The organism is Enterocloster bolteae (genome assembly GCF_002234575.2).
Taxonomy (GTDB): domain Bacteria; phylum Bacillota; class Clostridia; order Lachnospirales; family Lachnospiraceae; genus Enterocloster; species Enterocloster bolteae.
The window spans coordinates 6,152,412-6,175,356 of sequence record NZ_CP022464.2 but is presented as its reverse complement, the minus strand read 5'-3'; the positions used below and the strand labels follow the sequence as shown (position 1 = coordinate 6,175,356).

Sequence of the window (22,945 nt, the reverse complement as noted above, 5' to 3'; positions counted from 1 at the left end):
TATGGAAGGACAGAAATTATTGACAGTAAAAGACTTGAAGACGTACTTCTATACCTCCGGCGGAGTCAGCAAAGCCGTGGACGGAGTCAGCTTTGAGGTGGAAAAGGGAGAAATCCTGGGCATTGTGGGCGAGTCAGGTTCAGGCAAGAGCGTTACGTCCAGCTCCATCATCCATCTCCTGCCGGCCAAGACAGGAAAAATCGTGGGCGGGTCCATTGATTTTAATGGTACGGATGTCCTTAAGCTGAGCCAGAAGGAACTGCTGGAATTCAGGGGGAAGGACATATCCATGATCTTCCAGAACCCTATGACATCCCTGTCGCCGGTCTTTAAGGTAGGGAGCCAGATGGTGGAGATGATATGCGCCCACCAGAAGGTCACCAAGGCAGAGGCCAGGAACATGGCAGAGGAGGCGCTGAAACGGGTTGGGATTCCCGATGCCAGACGGCGGATGGAGGCGTATCCGTACGAGCTGTCGGGGGGCATGTGCCAGAGGGTTATTATAGCCATGTCCGTGTGCAGCAAACCGCAGATGATCATTGCGGATGAACCCACCACGGCCCTGGATGTGACGGTCCAGGCACAGGTACTGGATTTATTAAAGGAACTGCGCGACAAATACGGCACAGCCATCCTGCTGATTACCCATAATCTGGGAGTTGTATGGGATATGTGTGACAGCGTGATTGTTATGTACGCGGGCAAGACAGTGGAGTATGCTCCCTGTATTGATTTATACAATCATCCCCTTCATCCTTATACATGGGGGCTTTTGGACTGTATGCCCAGACTGAGCAGCAATTCTAAGGAGGAACTGTCCACAATCGCAGGCACACCGCCTGATTTGAGGCTTACCGGGGTAGGCTGCAACTTTGCCAACAGATGCCCTTACGCGCAGGAGCGGTGCAGGACGGAGGTGCCGGAGCTGACAGAAGTATCGCCAGGCCACCGTGTTGCCTGCCACCGGCAGACAGGCGGAAACAGGCTTGTCAGAAATGAGGTGACGGAAAGTGGAAGATAGGAAAGTGATATTGAAGATTGAACATCTGTGCAAGGATTTTGACATAAAAGCAAAGTCTTTTACCGGCAAGGCCTTAAAGCTGCACGCCCTTTCCGACATCAGCCTGGATATCTACGAGGGTGAGACCCTGGGTATCATCGGTGAGTCAGGCTGCGGCAAGTCCACTCTGGGACGCTGCCTGGTCAACCTCCATCCCATCACATCAGGAAAGCTGGTTTATGACGGAAAAGAGCTGAACCGTCTCAGGAAGAAAGAGCGCCAGGCCCTGAGCCGGGAGATACAGATGGTATTTCAGGATCCCTATTCTTCCCTGGACCCCCGCCATACGGCCGCGGATTCCGTGGAGGAACCCATGATTGTCCACAAGACGCCTGCCACTGCCAGGGAACGCCAGGAAAGGACCATAGGCCTGTTCAAGGAAGTGGGACTTGATATGCAGCATTTAAACCGATATCCCCATGAGTTTTCTGGGGGACAGCGCCAAAGGCTGAACATTGCCAGGGCCATTGCCAGTAATCCCAGAGTGGTCATCTGCGATGAACCGGTATCGGCTCTTGACGTGTCCATACAGGCCCAGGTCATTAACCTGTTTAAGAAGCTGCAAAAGCATTTTAACCTTACATATATTTTCATATCCCATGACCTGAGCGTGGTGAAATATATCAGCGACCGCATCGCCATCATGTATCTGGGACGGCTGGTGGAACTGTGTGACAGTGACTCTATCTACCACAATCCCCTGCATCCGTATACCCAGGCACTTTTGTCCGCCATTCCGCCGGAATCCCCGGAGGAGGAAAAGGAACGCATTGTGCTGACCGGTGAGGTACCCAGCCCAATTGGGGAACAGAAGGGATGCCCTCTTGCAAACCGCTGTCCACGGTGTATGAAGCGGTGCAGGGAGGAACTGCCGAAACTGCTGCCCCACGGGGACACGGACCACATGGTAGCCTGTTTTCTATATCAGAACGAACGCGACTGACGGAGGAAAAAATGAGAAAAGAAAATTTAATCAGCATGGTGGAAGATCGGAAAGATGAACTGATTGACCTGGTTTCCCGGCTTATCAGGATTAACAGTGAGAATCCCACAGGAACCCAGAGGGAAGTGGTGGATTTTGTTGAGAAATATCTGGAGAAGGCCGGCATTGCCTATGAGGAAACCGGGGAAAACCCGGATTATCCCTGCGTGGTGGCCAGGATGGGCAGCGATGACGGCTACAGCCTGATTTTTAACGGACATGTGGATGTAGTCCCGGCGGGAGACCGAGGGTTATGGGATTTTGATCCTTTCTGCGGTACGGTCACTGACAGCCAGATATTGGGTAGGGGAACCTCCGACATGAAGGCCGGGGTGGCCGGAGTCCTTTTTGCCATGGCTCTGTTAAAAGAGTCCAATGTCTGCCTTAAGGGAAATATACGGCTTCACATTGTTTCCGACGAGGAGAGCGGTGGGGAGTACGGCTCTGCGTGGCTGTGTGAGCACGGATACGCCAAGGGAGCAAACGGATGCCTGGTGGCGGAACCCACCTCCATGGCTACCATTGAGATTGGCCAGAAGGGGGGAATGCTGCTGACAATCCGGGCTCATGGCAAGGCGGCCCACGGAAGTCTTGGGAATTATAAGGGAGAGAATGCAATCCTTAAGATGGCAAAGGTCCTTCCGCTGGTGGAAAAGCTTACCAGGATAAGCGGGCATTTTTCAGACAGGCAGTTAAAGCCTCTGGCAGACTCAAAGATGATAGCGGAGGATAAGAATGAGATTCCGGGTTTGGGAAGTGTCATAGATCATGTAACCACCAATATCGGACTGATACAGGGGGGAACCCGCCACAATATGGTGCCGGACTGCTGCGAGGCAGTGGTTGACTGCCGTCTGCCCATAGGTGTCAGCCAGGATGAGATTGCTGCCTGCGTGGAGGAGATACGCAGGGAGAGCGGAGTGGATGGGGTTGATTTTGAGCTGAATTACCGCTCCGAGCCAAACTTTACGGATCACGAGGATCCATTGGTCCTTGCGGTAAAGAAGAATGTGGAGGCATTTTTAGGTACTCAGGTGGTGCCTGCTTACCAGTGGGCTTCCAGCGACGCCAGGGATTACCGGCGTCAGGGTATTCCCACGATCCAGTTCGGGCCGTCCAATACAGTGGGGATCCACTCTTACAATGAGACAGTGGAGATAGAAGATGTGGTGACTGCCGCCAAGGCATATGTGGCAGCGGTGTGCGATTTAATGGGAATTGAATAAATACCAGGAGGAGATATGTCGTGTTAATCAAACAGTTATTGGAAGTGTATGATGTTCTGGATGCCAGCAATGCCAGCGGAGAAACGGTTGAGGCATACTTAAGAGGAATCAGGAAGGATGCGGATATCCACGTATATCCGCTCGTTGGGCCAAAGGGAAAAACCGATATGGTCAAAGTCAGGATTCACGGAAGCAGGGGAAAGACGTCCGGAGGAGATGCGCCCACACTGGGGCTTTTGGGACGCCTGGGAGGATTGGGAGCAAGGCCGGAGCGAATCGGATTCGTGTCTGACGGCGACGGCGCCCTGGTGGCATTATCCCTGGCTGCAAAGCTCTTGGATATGCAGAATAAGGGCGACATACTGGAGGGTGACATCATTGTATCCACTCATGTGTGTCCCGACGCGCCTACAAGGCCCCACAAGCCGGTGGCATTTATGGATTCACCTGTGGAGATGGCCCAGGTCAACAAGGAAGAGCTGAGTGATGAGCTTGACGCGGTCCTGTCTGTTGACACTACCAAGGGGAACCGGATTATCAACACAAGGGGATTCGCCATATCACCTACGGTTAAGGAGGGATATATTCTGAAGGTGTCTGAGTCCGTTCTGGACATTATGCAGACCACCACCGGGCGGCTCCCCTATGTATATGCCCTGTCTGTCCAGGATATTACGCCCTATGGCAATGATCTGTATCATTTAAACAGCATCCTGCAGCCTGCAACGGGAACAAAGGCGCCGGTTATCGGAGTAGCCATCACCACAGAGGTGCCGGTGGCTGGATGTGCTACCGGAGCCACCCATATCACGGACTGTGAGGAGGCCGCCAGATTTATGCTGGAGGTAGCAAAAGCTTATGCAAGAGGGGAATGCAGCTTTTACGATGAGGACGAGTTTACAAGAATCAGGAAGCTGTATGGGAATATGAACCACCTCCAGACATTAGGCAAAGATGCATAGCAGGCTTATGTTATGTTTCCCTGAGCAGATCGTAGGCGCATAGTCCCAGATAGAAGCTGAAGATTTCGTCCATGGCTTCCAAATCGGTGCCTAGTATACGCTTTATCAGATTCAGATGGTCTGCCAGGGTATTGCGGTGGATGAAGAGCTGTCTGGAGGTCTCGCGGATGACCATACGGTTTTCCAGGTACATGCGCAGGGTGTGGACCAGGCAGGTTCCGTTTGCCTGGTCGTAATCCACCAGCCGGACGATGGTGTCGTTATATATTTTATTCAGGTCGTGATGGTTCAGGTTCCTCAGGAGATGATAGGGAATCTGACGCAGATAGGAAGCCACAGCCTTTTGGGGATTGAGGTGGGACTGCATATTGATGGAGATTAAGCTTTCCTCAAATGCGGTGCCGATTGTCACCAAACGGCTGTGGCTTCTGCTGACCCCTCCCCGCACCCACTGGCGCAGGCTCTCATCCAAAGATTGGTACAGGTATTCCGCTGTCATCTGTGCCTGGTTCACTGCCTCCAGGTTGGAGATGCTTTTCTGGAAGAACAGAAATACAATCACATAATCATTGTAAAAACTCAGGAAGTACTGCTGTCCCGAATTTTCCAGAGCAGTGCTGAATTTATCGTATACCGTGCGCATCAGCCGTTCCGGGCTTCCCGTCTGCTGGATTTCGTAGGCAATGCAGACACGCTTGCAGTCATAGGGAAAGGAGTAGGTATTGCACACTATCCTTATTTCTTCGCTGGACTTGGAACGCATGTCCGACAGCATGGAGAAAAAAGGAGCAAAGTGGTTGGTGGAGGAAAAACGCCTCTGATTCACCTGGATGGTCTCAAGCTCGGTTGACAGGATGGGAAGACAGTTTGTGATGATAGAGACTATGTCATCCGAAAGGGGGGCAGCGTTAATGTCAGCGCAGAGGTAATACCTGCCGCTGGGGATAGGAAAAACGGCAAAGGGTATGATTTGTTTGTTGATCCAGAACCTGCGCGTATTGGAAGCCTCCTTATCGCTGTCAGCCTCCTTGCCGCTCTCTGCATTCTTGGATTTATCGGGCCGGATCACTACACGGCTGGAGGTTTGCAGGAGATTGGCATAGGAATCCGGAATATGGAAATACACGGATTTGTCATTATAGTCGGTTATCAGAATGATGGAATCCGTGTAGGAGGACAGCATGGACAGCATGGAGCTGATTCCGCTGTTGCTGGTGAAAAGCTGGCAAAATTTGCGGGTTTCATTGATGACAAAGGCCTGGTTGGAGAGCTGCCTCAGTTCCAGTTCACGGAATATGACACGCATAATATCAGAGTAACTGTGGTAGAAGGGAACTGCAATCAGAGGAAGGCGGTACCTGGCCGCTTCTTCTATGAGAAACTGAGGGATGGTGTCGTAAAAACGTTTTATTTTTATGCACAGCGCGGTGCAGCTGACATCGTGGAGCTCCTTTAGTAGCTTTTTTGTCAGTGCAATGTCTTTATAAAAAATAAAGCCGGTCGTCAGGACCAGTTCGTTTTTTTTAATCCAGGGGACGCCTTCCGGATTGTCAATTACGTTGACTCCGGTAATGGGATTTCCCAGACAGTCCTCATCTCCGAAGAATTCCAGATTATCAATTTCAGGGCAGTTTAAAAACCATCGCAGCGTCAGCACAGGGTCATTCATAAACGGGGCTACCTCCTTTCAATCTTCTAAAATATTATAGCATCTGGTACTGGCTGTTACAAGAAAGTTTTTCCCAAGGAAGTTTGGGCTAAAGAAGTCCGGGGCATACTTACAAAAAAGGAAGGTACTGCCATGGAACTGTCACCCGCAGCCAGACGTCTGGTCATACTCCTGTGTCTCCGGCATCTGCCCGGGATTCTGGGCATGGGATTGTCCGGAGTACTGGTTATGATACCGGGAAAATTAAGGGAATCTTTATTGAAATTAACAGGATATGATGATAAGCTTCATAGGTAATCTGATATAAGACGGGAGGAATTGCAATATGAAGAAACATTCATTGATGATAACAGCAGCCGCTTTGGCTGCGGCGATGGTGCTGGGAACGGGCTGTGCCAAAAAACCGGCGGTGGAGACATCTGAGACAGTTACCAGCCAGGCTTCGGCTGAGGAGACCACCAAAGCGCCTGAGACAACGGCCAAGGCACAGGAGACAACGGAGCAGGCGGCTGAGGCAAAGGAAGTATACCATATGCTTCAGGGCACCGTTACAAAGGTGACAGCGGACGGTTCGGTGTTCACCCTTCAGGCGGACGACGGCAGGGACTATGATATCAGCCAGTCCGACATCCGGGACGTGGAGGTGGAGATTGAGGAGGATGTGCAGATAGCCATTGCATATATAGGAGAGCCCCTGGGCAGCCTGGAGGACGTGACCCTGGTGGTGGCCCTTCCGGAACAGGAAGAGTGGAGTATTCTCACTGAGAAAGGAACCACCACGGCTAACGCGATGAGCAGCTTTACCATAAAGACAGACGACGGACAGGAGTTAAGCTTCTTAAAGGATAACTGCCCCATTGAGGAAGGGGCCCTGGCAGGTGACAGCGGGGATAAGGTGACTGTGACCTATGTGAATTCCCAGGGAGTAAACTATCCGGTGGAGATTAAAGGAACGAAATAGACGGGCTGCCGCCACAATTTTGCGAAAAACCCTTGCAAAATAAGTGTTTTCCCTGTACAATCTGATATTGAGTAAACAGCGTGAGAGGGGCCGTACATGACCCCTCTTTTACTAGAAATATCAGCAGATACCAGAAATATCAGCGGAACAGATTAAGAAGAACAGATTAAGAGAAAGGTAACGAACATGATTAGTACAAGCAACATATCTCTTCGCGTGGGCAAGAAGGCATTGTTTGAGGATGTGAATATCAAATTCACCGAGGGCAACTGCTATGGACTCATCGGTGCAAACGGTGCCGGAAAGTCCACATTCCTTAAGATCCTGTCAGGCCAGTTGGAGCCTACCAGCGGCGATGTCATCATCACTCCCGGACAGAGGCTGTCCTTCCTGCAGCAGGACCACTTTAAGTATGACCAGTACACGGTCCTGGATACGGTCATCATGGGCAATAAGAGACTGTATGAGATAATGAAGGAAAAGGAAGCCATCTACATGAAGGAGGACTTCACGGACGAGGACGGCATCAAGGCCGCTGAGTTAGAGGGTGAATTCGCTAACATGAACGGATGGGAGGCAGAGTCAGATGCTGAAAGCCTTTTAAACGGACTTGGTATTGAGCCGGACCTGCACTATGCGCAGATGGGATCCCTTCTGGGCGCCCAGAAGGTAAAGGTACTTCTGGCCCAGGCCCTGTTCGGCAACCCCGACATCCTGCTTCTGGATGAGCCTACCAACCACCTGGACCTGGATGCCATTGCGTGGCTGGAGGAGTTTTTGATTAACTTTGAGAATACAGTTATCGTGGTATCCCATGACCGTTATTTCCTGAATAAAGTCTGCACCCAGATAGCTGACATTGACTACGGAAAAATCCAGCTGTTCGCAGGAAACTACGACTTCTGGGTAGAGTCCAGCCAGCTGATTGTGAAGCAGATGAAGGAAGCCAACCGCAAGAAGGAAGAGAAGATTAAGGAGCTCCAGGAATTTATCCAGCGCTTCTCCGCCAATGCGTCCAAGTCCAAGCAGGCCACTTCCCGTAAGCGCGCCCTTGAGAAGATTGAGCTGGACGACATCCGTCCTTCCAGCCGTAAGTATCCGTACATTGATTTCCGTCCTTTCCGCGAGATTGGCAATGAGGTCCTGACCGTGGAGCACTTAAGCAAGACCATTGACGGCGAAAAGATACTGGACGATATCTCCTTCATTCTGGGCCGCGAGGACAAGGTTGCCCTGGTAGGACCAAATGAGCGGGCCAAGACCGTGCTCTTTAAGATTCTGTCCGGTGAGATGGAGCCGGATGAGGGTAGCTATAAGTGGGGTCTTACCACCTCGCAGGCTTATTTCCCCAAGGATAACAGCGCCGAGTTTGACAACGACGACACTATCGTAGAGTGGCTGACCCAGTATTCTCCTGAGAAGGACGTAACCTATGTCCGCGGTTTCCTGGGACGCATGCTGTTTGCCGGCGAGGACGGAGTAAAGAAGGTGAAGGTCCTTTCCGGAGGTGAGAAGGTGCGCTGCATGCTGTCCAAGATGATGATATCCGGCGCCAATGTGCTGATGTTGGATGAGCCTACGGACCACCTGGACATGGAGTCTATCGACGCTCTGAACCGCGGTATGATTAAGTTCCCGGGCGTGATGATTTTCTCCTCCCGTGACCACCAGATTGTGCAGACTACTGCAAACCGTATCATGGAAATCATTAACGGCAAGCTGGTTGATAAGATTACCACCTACGACGAGTACCTTGAAAGCGACGAGATGGCACGTAAGAGATTTACCTTCACACTGACTGAGAGTGAAGAGGCAGATGATTAATATAGTGGCAGTGACAGGGCGGCAGGATGGATAAATCCTGCCCCTTTTCAGTCATTTTATGAGTATGGAGCGGATTAAGAGGAGAACAGATATGGAAAAAATTACAAGTTTTACCATTGACCACAATAAGCTGCAGCCTGGAGTCTATGTATCCAGGAAGGACCAGGTGGAAGGGGGAATGGTGACCACCTTTGACCTGCGGATGACCTCGCCCAATGAGGAGCCGGTGATGAACACCGCAGAAATGCATACCATTGAGCATCTGGGGGCAACCTTTTTAAGGAATCACGGCACCTTTGGCAAAAAGTGCATTTACTTCGGACCCATGGGGTGCAGGACCGGTTTCTATCTGCTTCTGGCAGGGGATTACCAGTCCGCGGATATCCTGCCCCTGATGGTGGAAATGTATGAGTTTATCAGGGATTTTCAGGGGGAGGTGCCCGGGGCGTCGCCAAAGGACTGCGGTAATTATCTGGATATGAATTTGGGCATGGCCAGATACCTGGCCGGGAAGTACCTGGAAGTACTGTACCATGTGGACCAGTTCCCGGAATCCAGGCTGGTATATCCGGAGTAGGCAGCTGTTTGAAAACGACACAGGAACATACCGGAAACCCATTCCCGGACCATGTTCCGGAGAGGAGCCATAAAGAATGACTAAGTTGATTTCGTGGAATGTAAACGGCCTCAGGGCCTGCGTAGGTAAAGGCTTTCTGGATTTTTTCAGGGAAGCGGAGGCAGATGTATTTTGTATACAGGAAAGCAAGCTTCAGGAGGGGCAGATTGAACTGGACCTGCCCGGCTATCACCAGTACTGGAACTACGCCAGGAAAAAGGGATATTCCGGCACAGCCATGTTCACGAAAGAGGAACCCGTGTCCGTGTCCTATGGCATCGGCATGGAGGAACACGATACCGAGGGGCGTGTGATTACGGCAGAGTTTCCTGAATATTATGTGGTGACCTGCTATACCCCCAATTCACAGGACGGCCTGGCTAGGCTGGATTACAGGATGAAGTGGGAGGACGATTTCCTGGCATACCTTAAGAAACTGGAGGAAAACAAGCCTGTGGTATTCTGCGGGGATCTGAATGTGGCCCACAAGGAGATTGACCTTAAGAATCCCAAGACAAACAGGAAAAATGCCGGCTTTACCGATGAGGAGAGGGGCAAGTTCACAGACCTTCTGGCAGCAGGCTTTGTGGACACGTTCCGCTATTTCTATCCGGACCTGGAGGGGACTTACTCCTGGTGGTCCTACCGTTTCAGCGCCAGGGCCAAAAATGCAGGGTGGCGCATTGACTATTTTTGTGTATCAGAAAGCCTTAAGGACAGACTGGTAAGCGCATCCATCCACAATACGGTTATGGGTTCAGACCATTGCCCGGTGGAGCTGGTGATTGAATAAGAGGAAAAGACGATGAATCTGGTTACCATTGAACATTTGACAAAATCATATACGGAGAGGCTGCTGTTTGACGACACGTCCTTCTCCATCAACGAGGGGGAGAAGATTGGGCTGATTGGCGTCAACGGCACGGGCAAGTCCACTCTCCTTAAGATTGTCGCGGGGCTGGAAGATGCGGACAGCGGCAGCGTGGTAAGGGGCCGCAGCCTCTACATACGCTATCTGTCCCAGATCCCGGAATTCGCGGAGGGGGATACGGTGCTTGAAAGCGTTATGCGGGAAAATGCCGGGGAAACCCACTACAGTTCTGCGGACGAGATGCAGGCCACGGCCAAGAGCATGCTTAACAAGCTGGGTATCATAGAACACGATGCCCTGACATCCACCCTTTCCGGCGGACAGAGAAAGAGGGTGGCCTTAGCCAGTGTGCTTATGAGTACAGCGGACCTTCTGATACTGGACGAGCCTACCAACCATCTGGACAGCGGTATGGCTGACTGGCTGGAGGAATATCTGAAAGCCTTCCGGGGCGCCCTGCTGATGATTACCCATGACCGGTACTTCCTGGACAGCGTGGTGGGCCGCATTGTGGAGCTGGACAAGGGAAAGCTCTACAGCTACCAGGCTAATTATGAGGGCTTCCTTGCCCTGAAGGCGGAGCGCATGGAGATGGCCGAGGCATCGGAGCGTAAACGGCAGACCATTCTGCGCAATGAGATTGCCTGGATGCAGCGGGGAGCCAGGGCCCGTTCCACCAAGCAGAAGGCCCATATACAGCGGTTTGAGGAGCTTCGGGACCAGAAAGGGCCGGAATATGACCGCAACGTGGAGCTGGAATCCATAGCCAGCCGGTTAGGCAGGACCACGGTGGAGGTGAAGGATCTGTGCAAGGCTTACGGGGACAAGGTGCTGATGAAGGATTTCACCTACATTTTCCTGAAAAATGACCGTGTGGGCATCATCGGCCCCAACGGAAGCGGAAAGTCCACCCTGATGAAGATGCTGGCAGGCTGGGTGGAACCGGATTCCGGCACCATCCAGATAGGACAGACCGTGAAGATGGGGTATTTTTCCCAGGAAAATGAGGCCATGGATGAAAGCCTTAAGGTTATCGACTATATTAAAAATGTGGCTGAGTACGTAAAGACAAAGGACGGCAGTATCAGCGCCAGCCAGATGTTAGAGCGGTTTTTATTCCCCTCCGGTATGCAGTATACCTCCATAGGCCGCTTATCAGGCGGGGAGAGGCGGAGGCTTTACCTGCTGCGTATCCTTATGGAGGCGCCTAATGTGATACTGTTGGACGAGCCCACCAATGACCTGGACATCCAGACACTGACCATACTGGAGGACTATCTGGATACATTTCCGGGCATAGTTATAGCCGTATCCCATGACCGGTATTTCCTGGACCGCGTTGTGAACCGAATCTTTGCCTTTGAGGGACAGGGAAAGGTGACCCAGTATGAGGGCGGATTTACGGATTATCAGATTGCCTGGTCCGCCAGACATCCCCAGGAGACAGGGGAGCAGAAGGGCGTAAGAGCCGGAGACAGTGATGAAAACGGGTCCGGCCTCCCCATAAACCGGAATAACTGGAAGCAGGCCGCAGGCGGCGAAAAGAAGCGCAAGCTTTCCTTTAAGGAACAGCGGGAATGGGAAACCATTGAGGCGGATATCGCGGCTCTGGAACAGTCCATCGGAGATTTGGAGCAGGAGATTGGAAAATCCGCCACCAACTATACCAGGCTCAATGAGCTGATGGAGGAAAAGTCCGCCAGGGAAGCACAGCTGGAGGAGAAGATGGAGCGCTGGATGTATCTTAACGAGCTGGTGGAGCAGATAGAGGCGCAGAAATAACAGCAGGCACAGTATGGGAGCTGGTTATCAGACGGGTTGTATTTTTCTGATAACCAGTTCTTTTTGTGCATAAAAAGATGACGATTTCTGCCAGGGAGTGTTGATTTATTGACAAAATATCGAATTAACTATATACTTTTCTTATCGTGCTTATGACAGTTTCAAATAGAAAATCCACTTAAAAACAGTTGTTGATAATTCAGAAACAGTGGTCTTGGGAAAGGCGGTAACAGCTATGATGAAGGGATTCCGGATAGACAGGAATGATGGAAGGATATATGCGATGGGAGTGACTGCTGTCTCCGGAGGGGTGCATTTTTCTTTCCCCTCTAAGGGAGAGACCTGCGCCGTTATTTTATATAGGAAAGGGGCCAAAAGCCCCAAGGGTAGAATCGAATTTCCGGTAAATGCCAGAACAGGGGATGTGTGGAGCATGACTGTGCTGGGAGACTTTTCCGGCCTGGAGTACGTGTACGAGGTAGACGGACAGCAGATGCCGGACCCTTACGGGAGGAAGTTTACGGGCATGGAGCGCTGGGGAAGCCTGGCGCGCCGGGACAAGCCGGTCCGCACGCCGGTGGATACAGAAGGGGGCGCGTACGACTGGGAGGATGATATCCTACCCTGCATCCCTTATGACCAGTGTGTGATTTACCATATTCATACCAGGGGATTTACCAAACATGCCTCCTCCGGCCTGGAAGGAGACAGCAGGGGAACCTTTAAGGGCGTGGCGGAGAAGATACCCTATCTCAAAGACCTGGGGATCACCACTGTGGAGATGATGCCCCCGGTGGAGTTTGAGGAGTTAATTATACCGGAGCGTGTGGACGGAAGTCCTTTTGCAGCTGAAGAACCGGACGGAAAGCTGAATTACTGGGGATATACCAGAGGGTATTATTTTGCGCCTAAGTGTGCCTACAGCAGCGGACCTGTGAGGGAGCCTGAACGGGAGTTTAAGGATATGGTGAAGGCCCTCCACAGGGCAGGACTGGAACTGGTTCTGGAATTATTCTTTGACGGAAAGGAAGCGCCCTCCTATGTGCTGGATGTGGTCCGCTTCTGGGCTCAGGAATACCACGTGGACGGCGTCCGGCTGGTGGGCTATGCGCCTGTGAAGCTTTTGGGCGAGGATCCGTACCTCAGCAGGCTGAAGCTGTTGGCGCCCGGGTGGGACGGTGTGGAGCCGGGGCAGGAAAAACATCTGGCTGAATATAATGACGGGTTCATGATGGATATGCGAAGCTTTCTGAAGGGGGATGAGGACCAGCTTAACCGTCTGGTATACCACATCCGTCATAATCCCGGCCAGGTGGGCGTTGTCAACTACATGGCTAATACCAATGGCTTTACCCTGATGGACATGGTGTCCTATGACACAAAGCACAATGAGGCCAACGGGGAGGAGAACCGGGACGGAACAGACTACAACCAGTCCTGGAACTGCGGAGTGGAAGGCCCCAGCAGAAAGAAACGGATCATGCAGATGCGCAGGAAACAGATACGCAATGCCCTGCTCATGCTGTTTTTAAGCCAGGGAACTCCTTTGCTTATGATGGGGGACGAATTTGGCCGGACCAAGAAGGGAAACAACAACTCCTACTGCCAGGACAATGATATATCATGGCTTAACTGGGGCCTGTTAAATTCCAACAGCAGCATCCATGAATTTGTAAAGCATGTAATTCAATTCAGAAAGGAGCACTCCGTGTTCCATATGGAGAAGGAGCCGGCCCTGATGGATTACCGTTCCGTGGGGCTGCCGGACGTGTCCTACCACGGCCTTAAGACCTGGTGTCCCATGTTTGACCGTTTCCTCCGCCAGCTGGGTATATTATACTGCGGAAAATACGGTAAAAAGCCGGACGGAAGGGAGGACGACTACTTCTACGTTGCGTTTAACATGCACTGGGAACCACATGAGTTTGCCCTTCCCAACCTGCCGAAGGACTATAAGTGGCATACGGCCTTTAATACGGACGAGGACCAGGTGAACGGCATGTATCCCGGGGGCAGTGAACCGGTTCTGGAGAACCAGAAGTCCATAATGATTATGGCAAGGACCATCGTGGTTCTCATGGGAAAGGAGGTTCCCGCGCAGAAGAAAGCCTCCAGGGGAAAGGCAGCGGGAAAAGGCGAAAGAAAGGAAGAGGAAGCAGATGATACTGTCAGAGGAAATGATACGGTATATAGAGAACCACAGGCAGGAGGCTTACAGCCTTCTTCTGGAGCTGGCCAGGATACCGGCGCCCTCCAACTATGAAGAGAGGCGGGCTGAATTCTGTCTGAACTGGCTTAAGTCCCAGGGTGCCAGGGGCGTATATATTGACCAGGCCCTTAATGTGGTGTATCCGGCGGATGTAAGCCAGGACAGGCCGTTGGATGTGTTCATGGCCCATATGGATGTGGTGTTTTCCGATGAGACAGAACTTCCCTTAAGGGTAGAGGACGGACGCATCTATTGTCCCGGCGTGGGAGACGACACGGCATGTCTGGTATGTCTTCTGCTGGCAGGGAAATATATAGCCCGGCATGTGGATTCTCCCAGTTGGAGGGAAATCCGGGGGGAGGATGCCCCCGGACTTCTGCTGGTGTGCAATGCAGGGGAAGAAGGTCTGGGAAACCTGAAGGGAGTGCGTAAGATCTGCGAGGACTACGGCGGCAGGATAAAGAGCTTTTGTACCTTTGACAGTTCTCTTTCCAGCATCGTGGACAGGGCGGTGGGTTCCAAGCGCTTCCGGGTAAAGGTCCGCACCCGGGGCGGTCATTCCTACAATGACTTTGGCAATGATAATGCCATAGCGGGACTGGCGTCCCTGGTGGGGAAGCTTTATAAAATCCAGGTGCCGGAGGGCGGAAAGACAACCTATAATGTAGGTATGATATCAGGAGGGACATCGGTTAATACCATTGCCCAGGAAGCCGAGATGCTGTACGAGTTCCGTTCCGACAAAAGGGAGAACCTGGAATATATGGAACGGCAGTTCATGGAGGTACTTGACCGTGCAAAGGCAGAGGGGACGGACGTGTCTTTCCAGGTTATAGGAGTCAGGCCCTGCGAAGGCCAGGTGGACCCGGCACAAAAACAGGCCCTGACAGACTGGGCCCACCGGGTGGTTGAAGAAATGACCGGACAGGCGCCCAAACACCATGCCGGCTCCACGGACTGCAATATCCCGCTGTCCTTGGGGATTCCAAGCGTGTGCGTGGGAAGCTTCCGCGGCGCAGGGGCCCATACCAGGGAGGAATATGTGGAGACAGATTCCCTGGAGGAAGGCTATAAGGTGGCATTCGGTATGATTTTCGGAAGAAGGGATTGATTTTAAGGACAGGCGGTAAAGCTTTCTCGCCCCGGCTGTGTACGGCCGGTCATAATGATTCTTACTAATTCATAGATTTAGAGTGGGTACTCTTATGGAGTGCTCCCGGAAACAGCGTACGCATGCGCTTCCGGGAGCATTTTTATATCTGTTCACGCGGCATCCGGCGGATACCGGGGAAGCAGACGCACATTAGCGCAGGCTCATAAGAACCATGAATTCGGTAAGAGGGGAGAGACAGATGGCAGATTGGTTTGAACAGCCGGAGGCAGAGGTGTTAGCCGGGCTGGACTCCGGAAGGCAGGGAATTGACAGCGGGCAGGCGGAGCAGCGTCTTAAGGAATATGGGGAAAATGTATTGGAGGAGGCAGGACGGCTCCAGTGGTGGCAGGTATTTCTTGCGCAGTTTAAGGACCTTTTGGTCATTATCCTGATCGGGGCGGCCGCAGTGTCCATGCTCACAGGGGATCCGGAGAGCGCCATGGTCATATTTGCGGTCCTGCTGCTAAATGCAGTGCTGGGAACGGTCCAGCACCAGAAGGCGGAAAAATCCCTGGACAGCTTAAAGCGGCTTTCCTCGCCTGAAGCCAGGGTCCTGCGGGACGGGCGCAGCATGACCATACCGTCCGCCCTGGTGGTACCGGGGGATATCCTGCTGCTGGAGACCGGCGATATGGTGGCCGCGGACGGACGGCTGCTGGAGGTGTACGGGCTGACCGTCAATGAGAGCTCCCTTACAGGGGAATCCCTGGGGGTGGAGAAACACACCGGGGCGGTGAAGGCGCGGGAGGGAACCGTGGCATTGGCCGACCGGACCAACATGGTATTTTCCGGTTCCCTGGTGACCTCAGGCCGTGCCGTGGCAGCGGTAACAGCCACGGGAATGAATACGGAAATCGGTAAGATAGCTGTGCTGATGAACGGAACCAAGGAACAAAAGACCCCGCTTCAGGTAAGCCTGGACCGGTTCTCCGGACATCTGGCCATTGCCATCATAGCCATCTGCGGCCTGGTGTTTTTGCTCAGCCTGTACCGCCGGGAACCGGTGCTGGATGCCCTGATGTTTGCCGTGGCCCTGGCAGTGGCAGCCATACCGGAGGCGCTCAGCTCCATCGTCACCATTGTCCAGGCCATGGGCACCCAGAAAATGGCAAGGGAACAGGCTATCATAAAAGATTTGAAGGCGGTGGAGAGCCTGGGATGCGTCTCTGTTATCTGTTCCGATAAGACGGGAACCCTGACACAGAACCGCATGGATGTGGAGCAGGTGTACGTCAACCACACGCAGCAGCAGCCGTCATGGCTGGAAAATGAAAAGAGAAGGAGCGATGTCAGGCTCCTGCTTATGGGGGCGGTTCTTAATAACAACGCCTCCGGCCAGGACGGGGACCCCATGGAGACAGCGCTGTTTAACATGGCAAGGGAGGCAGGGCTTATCCCGGAACAGGTTCGGCTCCAGAGTCCCAGAAAGGGGGAGATTCCCTTTGACTCCCGCCGCAAGCTTATGACTACCGTAAATGAGATAGAAGGACACGATATTGTCTTTGTCAAGGGAGCCGTGGATGTGCTGCTGAAAAAATGCACCCGCCTGGCTAATCCGGCCGCCGGCCAGGGGACAGGGTTAGCCGGCCAGGGGACAGGGGCAGCCGGTCAGAGGCCGGGGGAATCCGGCCAGAGGCCAGAGGCAGCCATACCCTGCCGTACCTTGTCGTCCTCGGACCGCCAGAGGATACTGGACCAGAACAGCCGCTGGTCTGCCAGGGGGCTCCGGGTCCTGGCTTTTGCATGCCGTCCTTTCAATGAGGAGGGAAAGGAGCACGGTAATTCCGGCTTAGCCGGGGCAAAAGCAGGGAACAGCCAGGAACGCTCATCCCTGTCAGGAAGGCTGGAGGATAATCTGGTGTTTCTGGGGCTCACTGCCATGATGGATCCGCCCAGGCCGGAATCGCGCCAGGCAGTGGCCAGCGCCAGGCAGGCAGGCATACGCCCTGTGATGATCACAGGGGACCATAAAGTGACCGCCATGTCCATAGCAGAGCGGATCGGCATATTTACGCCGGGCAACATGGCGGTGACAGGGGCGGAGCTGGACCAGATGGAAGAGGAGGATTTGAACCGGAGTCTGGAACACATTTCAGTCTATGCCAGGGTGTCGCCGGAGCACAAGATACGTATTGTCAAGGCGTGGCAGAACCGGGGACACATTGTGGCAATGACCGGAGACGGGGTCAATGACGCACCGGCCCTTAAGAAGGCCGATATCGGCGTGGCCATGGGCATCACGGGAACCGAGGTGTCCAAGGATGCGGCGTCCATGATATTGGCGGACGACAATTTTGCCACCATCATAAAGGCAGTATCCAACGGCAGGAATGTGTACAGAAATATAAAGAACTCCATCCAGTTCCTTTTGTCAGGCAACATGGCAGGCATTTTCTGCGTATTATACACATCCCTTCTGTCCCTGCCCCTGCCCTTTAAACCGGTGCATCTGCTGTTTATCAACCTTATAACGGATTCCCTGCCGGCCATTGCCATAGGGATGGAACCGCCGGAGGAAGGTCTGTTAAAGGAGCCTCCCAGAAATCCAAAGGAGGGCATCCTCACGGCGTCCTTTATACGGGATATCCTGGTCCAGGGAGCCCTGATTGCGGCAGCCACCATGTGGGCCTATACCACCGGACTTCATGAGGGCGGTGCGGGAAGGGCCTGTACCATGGCATTTTCCACCCTTACCCTGGCCCGGCTGTTCCACGGATTCAACTGCCGCAGCAGCCATTCCATCATACGTCTGGGGCTGGGAAGCAACCTGTACAGCGTTATGGCGTTCCAGCTGGGCGTGGTTCTTCTGGCAGCGGTGCTCTTTGTGCCGGGCCTTCAAATCATGTTTGCCGCAGCCGATTTAAGCCTGAGCCAGCTTACCACCCTGGCGGCGGCCGCTTTCCTGCCCACTCTGGCAATCCAGATACATAAGATACTCCGGGAGTCCATTTATTAGGCAGAAGGGCTCTGACAGGGGGAAGGGCGATTTCTGAAATAATGGCAAAATCGTAGAAAAATTCGGAAAAATGTGATAGAGTAAACATGAGATACACGTAATGGTATGAGCAGGAGGGCATTATGAGACTAGTTACATATGAAATCGAACACAAATCCGGACTTGGAGTCATCAGCAGGGACGGAAGCTGGGTCTATCCCCTTGCTTCCCTGGATATGGATTATAAGACCATGCAGGAGCTGATAGAGAACATCAGCGAGTCGGAGAAACAGCTGCTGGAGTATGTGTCCGGCCAGGACCCATATAAGGTCAGGGGGGCTGCCCCTATTGGGGAGGTAAGCCTTTTAGCCCCGATTCCCCACCCTCGGCAGGATGTTATCTGCCTGGGAATCAATTACATGGCTCACGCTGAGGAATCGGCCAGATTTAAGAAGGAAGCATTTGACGGGGAAAGGCCCCATGCCATCTATTTTTCCAAGCGGGTAAACCGTGCCACGGATCCCGGGGCAGGCATCCCAAGCCACAGGGATATTGTAACGGATTTGGATTACGAGGCAGAGCTGGCAGTCATCATCGGCCGCGAGGCATCCCATGTCAGGGAGGAAGATGTAAAGGACTATATATTCGGATATACTATCATCAATGACGTCAGCGCCAGGACCCTGCAGACACGGCATAAGCAGTGGTATTTCGGCAAGGGGCTGGACGGCTTTCTGCCCATGGGACCATGCATAGCCACTGTGGATGAATTGTCCTATCCGCCCAAAGTACAGGTACAGTCCAGGGTGAACGGCGAACTTCGCCAGGACAGTAATACGGAGCTGCTCATATTTGATATCAGTCACATTGTAAGCGAACTTTCCCAGGGCATGACCTTAAAGCCAGGAACCATTATTGCCACGGGAACCCCGGCAGGAGTGGGCATGGGCTTTGACCCGCCGAAATTCCTGGTTCCGGGAGATGTGGTGGAGTGTACCATAGAAGGGATAGGTACCATCGCAAACAAAGTGACAGACTGAAAGGAGACAGATGAAAATGGATTATTTACCTATGACAATACGCAGACAGAAGAACATTGCCCTGATTGCCCACGACCAGAAGAAACGGGAACTGATACAGTGGTGCGGGGAACATAAGGATATACTGTCCAGGCATTTCCTGTGCGGGACCGGCACAACGGCCCGTATGATTACGGATGCAACCAACCTGCCTGTAAAGGGGTATAACAGCGGCCCCTTGGGCGGCGACCAGCAGATCGGGGCCAAGATTGTGGAGGGAAAAATTGATTTTGTGATTTTCTTTTCCGATCCGCTGACAGCGCAGCCCCACGATCCGGATGTTAAGGCTTTGTTAAGGATTGCCCAGGTGTATGATATTCCCATTGCAAATAACAAGGCCAGTGCGGATTTCATGATTACTTCTCCCCTTATGGATGAAGAATACGAGCATGATGTGGTTAATTTCAGACAGAATATTGCTGACAGGGCAAATACCCTTTAGAAGTAGGATATACAGCAGGCATGCTGATATCAGACCGAAGAATGAATAAACTTACAAGGGGGCAATCATATGGAACAGAAATTATACGATTTGATGGACTGGGCAGGGATTGAAGAACTGGTGTATTCGGAAGCATCCAATCCCCATGCCATGCTGGGACCCCATCTGACAGAGGATGGACTTCTGATTCAGGCGCTGGTACCCACTGCGGCTGAAATCAGTGTGAAGATTTCCACCACCGGGAAGAAATATCCCATGGAGCTGGCGGACGAGGCTGGTTTTTTCGCGGCCCTGATACCACGCAAGAGCAAGACGCCCTATACCCTGGAGGTCACCTATGACAACGGGGTGACGGAGGAACTCTGTGATCCCTATTCATTTGCTCCCCAGTACCGGGAAGAAGACCTGAAGAAATTTGCAGCGGGCATCCACTATACAATTTATGAGAAAATGGGCGCCCATCCCATGACCATTGACGGGGTATCCGGCGTGTACTTTTCCGTGTGGGCGCCATGCGCCATGCGCGTCAGCGTGGTGGGGGATTTCAACCTTTGGGATGGAAGACGCCATCAGATGCGCCGCCTGGGCGAAGGGGACGGCAGCGTGTTCGAGCTGTTCATTCCCGGTCTGTATGAAGGTGAGATATATAAGTACGAGATAAAGACAAGGGCAGGGGAGCCTATGCTGAAGGCTGATCCCTATGCAAACTACGCAGAGCTGCGTCCCAACAATGCCTCTATTGTATGGGATATTGATAAATACAAATGGAACGACAAGTCATGGATGGATCAGAGGGCAAAGACCGATACAAAGGACAAGCCCATGAACATATATGAGGTCCATCTGGGCTCCTGGATCCGTAAGGAGACTGTCAGGGATGAGACAGGACAGGACCTGGCGGGTTCCGAATTTTATAATTACCGGGAGCTGGCTCCAAGGCTGGCGGAATACGTAAAGGATATGGGATACACCCATGTGGAGCTCATGCCTGTGATGGAGCATCCTCTGGATGAATCCTGGGGTTATCAGGTAACAGGGTATTATGCCCCTACCAGCCGTTACGGTGCTCCTGAGGATTTCATGTACTTTATGGACTATATGCACGGACAGGGAATCGGCGTCATACTTGACTGGGTGCCGGCCCATTTCCCAAGGGATGCCTATGGAATGGCTGTGTTTGACGGCACCTGCGTCTATGAACACATGGACCCCAGGAAGGGCTCCCATCCCCATTGGGGCACTCTGATATACAATTACGGCCGTCCCGGCGTAACCAATTTTCTGATTGCCAATGCGCTGTTCTGGGCGGACAAGTACCATGCGGACGGAATCAGGATGGATGCGGTAGCTTCCATGCTCTATCTGGACTATGGGAAGAATGACGGTGAATGGGTGCCTAATATATACGGAGGCAATGAGAATCTGGAGGCAATGGAGTTCCTGAAGCATCTGAATTCCGTATTCAAGGGCCGAAAGGACGGCACGGTCATCATTGCGGAGGAGTCCACTGCATGGCCAATGATTACAGGCGATCCGAAAGAGGGCGGCCTGGGATTTAACTATAAGTGGAACATGGGCTGGATGAATGATTTTACCAACTACATGCGGTGCGACCCTCTTTTTAGGAAAAACAATTATGGGGAGCTGACATTTTCCATGCTGTATGCCTACAGCGAGGATTTTGTGCTGGTATTCTCCCACGATGAGGTGGTTCACGGCAAGGGTTCCATGATTGGCAAGATGCCGGGTGAGACCCTGGAAAAGAAGGCCGAGAACCTGAGGGCTGCCTATGCCTTTATGATGGGGCATCCCGGCAAGAAGCTGCTGTTCATGGGCCAGGAATACGCCCAGACGGCTGAATGGAATGAGGGCGCGTCCCTGGAGTGGGGACTTTTGGAGTATCCTGTCCACAAGAACATGCAGGATTATGTGAAGGCGCTTAACAGACTGTACCGTGAGCACCCGGCTCTGTATGAGATGGATTATGATCCCGATGGTTTTGAGTGGATTAACTGCAGTTACCAGAATGAGAGCATGATTATATTCCTGCGAAAGAGCAGGAAGAGTGAGGAAACCCTTCTCTTTATCTGCAATTTTGACAACATGGAGCATGAGAAATTCCGTGTGGGCGTGCCCTTCCACGGTAAGTATAAGGAGATATTCAACACTGATGCCAAAGACTTTGGCGGAGAAGGCCGGGTCAACGGGCGTGTCAAGACATCCCGGAAGCTGGAATGGGATGAAAAGGACGATTCCATTGAAGTCTATATACCGCCGATGAGTGTCAGCATCTACACATGCACGCAGGCGGAAGAATCCGAGAAGCCTGAGGCAAAGAAGCCTGGAGTTAAAAAGACAGCAGATAAAAAGCCTGCGGCCAGAAAAGCGGCATCCGGAAAAACAGCGGCTAGTAAAACATCGGTAAGCAAAACAGCGTCCCCAAAGAGGATAACTGCTGTGGCGCAGGAGACAGAAGGCGCTGCAGCTGCAAAGGATGTACAGAAGCCTATGGCTGCGTTCAAGGCAGGGCAGAAGCAGATAATCACAACCAAGGAAGAGCAGAAGCAGATAGGCACGTCCAGGGAAGAACAGAAACAGATAGGCACGACCAAGGAAGAGAAGAAGCAGATAGGCACGACCAAGGAAGAGAAGAAGCAGATAGGCACGTCCAGGGAGGTGCAGAAGCAGATAGGCACTTCCAGGAAGAAGCAGGAGCAGATAGGCACGACCAAGGAGGAGCAGAAGCAGATAGGCACATCCAAGGAAGAACAGAAGCAAATAGGCACATCCAAGGAAGAGCAGAAGCAGATAGCCACGTCCAAGGAGGAGCAGAAACAGATAGGCACTTCCAGGAAGAGGCAGGAGCAGATAGCCACGTCCAAGGAGGAGCAGAAGCAGATAGGTACTTCCAGGAAGAAGCGTGAGCAGATTGGCACGTCCAAGGAAGAACAGAAACAGATCAGCACGTCCAAAAAGAGCCGGAAGCAGATCGGGACAGCTAAGAAGAACCAGAAGCAGATAACCGCTTCAAAAACCGAAGGCAGTGAAACAAAATAGGTGATTGGGAATAACTGGAGCGCAAGGCCGGGGGCTTTGCGCTCCCTGTTATTATATGGTATAATGGCGAAAGACACTGACCGGACCATGGGCATTCCAGGAGGGATGACAGGGTGA

At 52.5% G+C, this 22,945-nt stretch carries 17 protein-coding genes; 16 read left to right on the top strand and 1 reads right to left on the bottom strand.

From position 1 onward, the window contains the following. Position 1 precedes the first annotated feature (1 nt). The 4 genes from CGC65_RS28665 to CGC65_RS28650 are packed head-to-tail and all read left to right on the top strand — an operon-like array spanning position 2 to position 4,230. On the top strand, positions 2 to 1,021 hold the full coding sequence (locus CGC65_RS28665; RefSeq protein WP_002568963.1) for an ABC transporter ATP-binding protein: 1,020 nt from the start codon (positions 2 to 4) through the stop codon (positions 1,019 to 1,021). Further along, positions 1,011 to 2,003 carry an ABC transporter ATP-binding protein gene (locus CGC65_RS28660; RefSeq protein ID WP_002568962.1) on the top strand — a complete coding sequence of 331 codons (993 nt, stop codon included), beginning with the start codon at positions 1,011 to 1,013 and terminating at the stop codon, positions 2,001 to 2,003. The genes CGC65_RS28665 and CGC65_RS28660 overlap by 11 nt, the downstream gene beginning before the upstream one ends. Positions 2,004 to 2,014: 11 nt before the next feature. Next, positions 2,015 to 3,268: a M20 family metallopeptidase gene (locus CGC65_RS28655; RefSeq protein ID WP_002568961.1), complete on the top strand. Its 1,254-nt coding sequence runs from the start codon at positions 2,015 to 2,017 to the stop codon at positions 3,266 to 3,268. A 20-nt stretch (positions 3,269 to 3,288) separates the two neighbouring features. Next, complete coding sequence (locus CGC65_RS28650) at positions 3,289 to 4,230, top strand: DUF1177 domain-containing protein (protein ID WP_002568960.1); 942 nt, start codon at positions 3,289 to 3,291, stop codon at positions 4,228 to 4,230. Positions 4,231 to 4,240: 10 nt separating this feature from the next. Here the strand turns inward: CGC65_RS28650 and CGC65_RS28645 are convergent, their stop codons facing one another. Beyond that, positions 4,241 to 5,899 (bottom strand): PucR family transcriptional regulator, encoded by a 1,659-nt coding sequence (locus tag CGC65_RS28645; protein WP_002568959.1) that lies wholly within the window; start codon positions 5,897 to 5,899, stop codon positions 4,241 to 4,243. A 132-nt stretch (positions 5,900 to 6,031) separates the two neighbouring features. Between CGC65_RS28645 and CGC65_RS31480 the strand changes: the two genes are divergently transcribed. The 12 genes from CGC65_RS31480 (at position 6,032) to glgB (ending at position 22,828) form a co-directional block, all read left to right on the top strand. Next, positions 6,032 to 6,196 (top strand): hypothetical protein, encoded by a 165-nt coding sequence (locus tag CGC65_RS31480; protein ID WP_002568958.1) that lies wholly within the window; start codon positions 6,032 to 6,034, stop codon positions 6,194 to 6,196. Between the two features lie 28 nt (positions 6,197 to 6,224). Further along, on the top strand, positions 6,225 to 6,860 hold the full coding sequence (locus CGC65_RS28640; RefSeq protein WP_002568957.1) for a hypothetical protein: 636 nt from the start codon (positions 6,225 to 6,227) through the stop codon (positions 6,858 to 6,860). Positions 6,861 to 7,046: 186 nt separating this feature from the next. After that, the gene (locus tag CGC65_RS28635) at positions 7,047 to 8,684 is read left to right on the top strand and encodes an ABC-F family ATP-binding cassette domain-containing protein (RefSeq protein ID WP_002568956.1); all 1,638 of its coding nucleotides are present in this window, start codon (positions 7,047 to 7,049) and stop codon (positions 8,682 to 8,684) included. 91 nt (positions 8,685 to 8,775) lie between these two features. Next, positions 8,776 to 9,261 carry an S-ribosylhomocysteine lyase gene (locus tag CGC65_RS28630; protein WP_002568955.1) on the top strand — a complete coding sequence of 162 codons (486 nt, stop codon included), beginning with the start codon at positions 8,776 to 8,778 and terminating at the stop codon, positions 9,259 to 9,261. A gap of 76 nt (positions 9,262 to 9,337) precedes the next feature. Then, positions 9,338 to 10,093 carry an exodeoxyribonuclease III gene (locus CGC65_RS28625; RefSeq protein WP_002568954.1) on the top strand — a complete coding sequence of 252 codons (756 nt, stop codon included), beginning with the start codon at positions 9,338 to 9,340 and terminating at the stop codon, positions 10,091 to 10,093. Between the two features lie 12 nt (positions 10,094 to 10,105). Then, a complete protein-coding gene (locus CGC65_RS28620; RefSeq protein ID WP_002568953.1) occupies positions 10,106 to 11,953 on the top strand; it encodes an ABC-F family ATP-binding cassette domain-containing protein in 1,848 nt (615 codons plus the stop codon). 235 nt (positions 11,954 to 12,188) lie between these two features. Continuing rightward, a complete protein-coding gene (locus CGC65_RS28615; RefSeq protein ID WP_002568952.1) occupies positions 12,189 to 14,216 on the top strand; it encodes a hypothetical protein in 2,028 nt (675 codons plus the stop codon). Positions 14,217 to 14,295: 79 nt separating this feature from the next. Continuing rightward, positions 14,296 to 15,273 carry a M20/M25/M40 family metallo-hydrolase gene (locus tag CGC65_RS28610; RefSeq protein WP_002568951.1) on the top strand — a complete coding sequence of 326 codons (978 nt, stop codon included), beginning with the start codon at positions 14,296 to 14,298 and terminating at the stop codon, positions 15,271 to 15,273. 241 nt (positions 15,274 to 15,514) lie between these two features. Further along, on the top strand, positions 15,515 to 18,271 hold the full coding sequence (locus CGC65_RS28605; protein WP_002568950.1) for a cation-translocating P-type ATPase: 2,757 nt from the start codon (positions 15,515 to 15,517) through the stop codon (positions 18,269 to 18,271). Positions 18,272 to 18,393: 122 nt separating this feature from the next. Beyond that, positions 18,394 to 19,290: a fumarylacetoacetate hydrolase family protein gene (locus CGC65_RS28600; RefSeq protein WP_002568949.1), complete on the top strand. Its 897-nt coding sequence runs from the start codon at positions 18,394 to 18,396 to the stop codon at positions 19,288 to 19,290. Positions 19,291 to 19,306: 16 nt separating this feature from the next. Next, positions 19,307 to 19,771, top strand: coding sequence for a methylglyoxal synthase (locus tag CGC65_RS28595; RefSeq protein WP_002568948.1), 465 nt, complete (start codon positions 19,307 to 19,309; stop codon positions 19,769 to 19,771). A gap of 69 nt (positions 19,772 to 19,840) precedes the next feature. Continuing rightward, complete coding sequence (gene glgB / locus CGC65_RS28590; RefSeq protein ID WP_093979952.1) at positions 19,841 to 22,828, top strand: 1,4-alpha-glucan branching protein GlgB; 2,988 nt, start codon at positions 19,841 to 19,843, stop codon at positions 22,826 to 22,828. Positions 22,829 to 22,945 lie beyond the last annotated feature (117 nt).

What these genes read in the sequence shown, in the direction of transcription:
- CGC65_RS28665 (WP_002568963.1), top strand. Translation starts at nt 2, where the DNA reads ATGGAAGGACAGAAATTATTGACAGTAAAAGACTTGAAGACGTACTTC.
- CGC65_RS28655 (WP_002568961.1), top strand. Translation starts at nt 2,015, where the DNA reads ATGAGAAAAGAAAATTTAATCAGCATGGTGGAAGATCGGAAAGATGAA.
- CGC65_RS28645 (WP_002568959.1), bottom strand. Translation starts at nt 5,899, where the DNA reads ATGAATGACCCTGTGCTGACGCTGCGATGGTTTTTAAACTGCCCTGAA.
- CGC65_RS31480 (WP_002568958.1), top strand. Translation starts at nt 6,032, where the DNA reads ATGGAACTGTCACCCGCAGCCAGACGTCTGGTCATACTCCTGTGTCTC.
- CGC65_RS28640 (WP_002568957.1), top strand. Translation starts at nt 6,225, where the DNA reads ATGAAGAAACATTCATTGATGATAACAGCAGCCGCTTTGGCTGCGGCG.
- CGC65_RS28635 (WP_002568956.1), top strand. Translation starts at nt 7,047, where the DNA reads ATGATTAGTACAAGCAACATATCTCTTCGCGTGGGCAAGAAGGCATTG.
- CGC65_RS28630 (WP_002568955.1), top strand. Translation starts at nt 8,776, where the DNA reads ATGGAAAAAATTACAAGTTTTACCATTGACCACAATAAGCTGCAGCCT.
- CGC65_RS28625 (WP_002568954.1), top strand. Translation starts at nt 9,338, where the DNA reads ATGACTAAGTTGATTTCGTGGAATGTAAACGGCCTCAGGGCCTGCGTA.
- CGC65_RS28620 (WP_002568953.1), top strand. Translation starts at nt 10,106, where the DNA reads ATGAATCTGGTTACCATTGAACATTTGACAAAATCATATACGGAGAGG.
- CGC65_RS28615 (WP_002568952.1), top strand. Translation starts at nt 12,189, where the DNA reads ATGATGAAGGGATTCCGGATAGACAGGAATGATGGAAGGATATATGCG.
- CGC65_RS28605 (WP_002568950.1), top strand. Translation starts at nt 15,515, where the DNA reads ATGGCAGATTGGTTTGAACAGCCGGAGGCAGAGGTGTTAGCCGGGCTG.
- CGC65_RS28600 (WP_002568949.1), top strand. Translation starts at nt 18,394, where the DNA reads ATGAGACTAGTTACATATGAAATCGAACACAAATCCGGACTTGGAGTC.
- CGC65_RS28595 (WP_002568948.1), top strand. Translation starts at nt 19,307, where the DNA reads ATGGATTATTTACCTATGACAATACGCAGACAGAAGAACATTGCCCTG.
- glgB (WP_093979952.1), top strand. Translation starts at nt 19,841, where the DNA reads ATGGAACAGAAATTATACGATTTGATGGACTGGGCAGGGATTGAAGAA.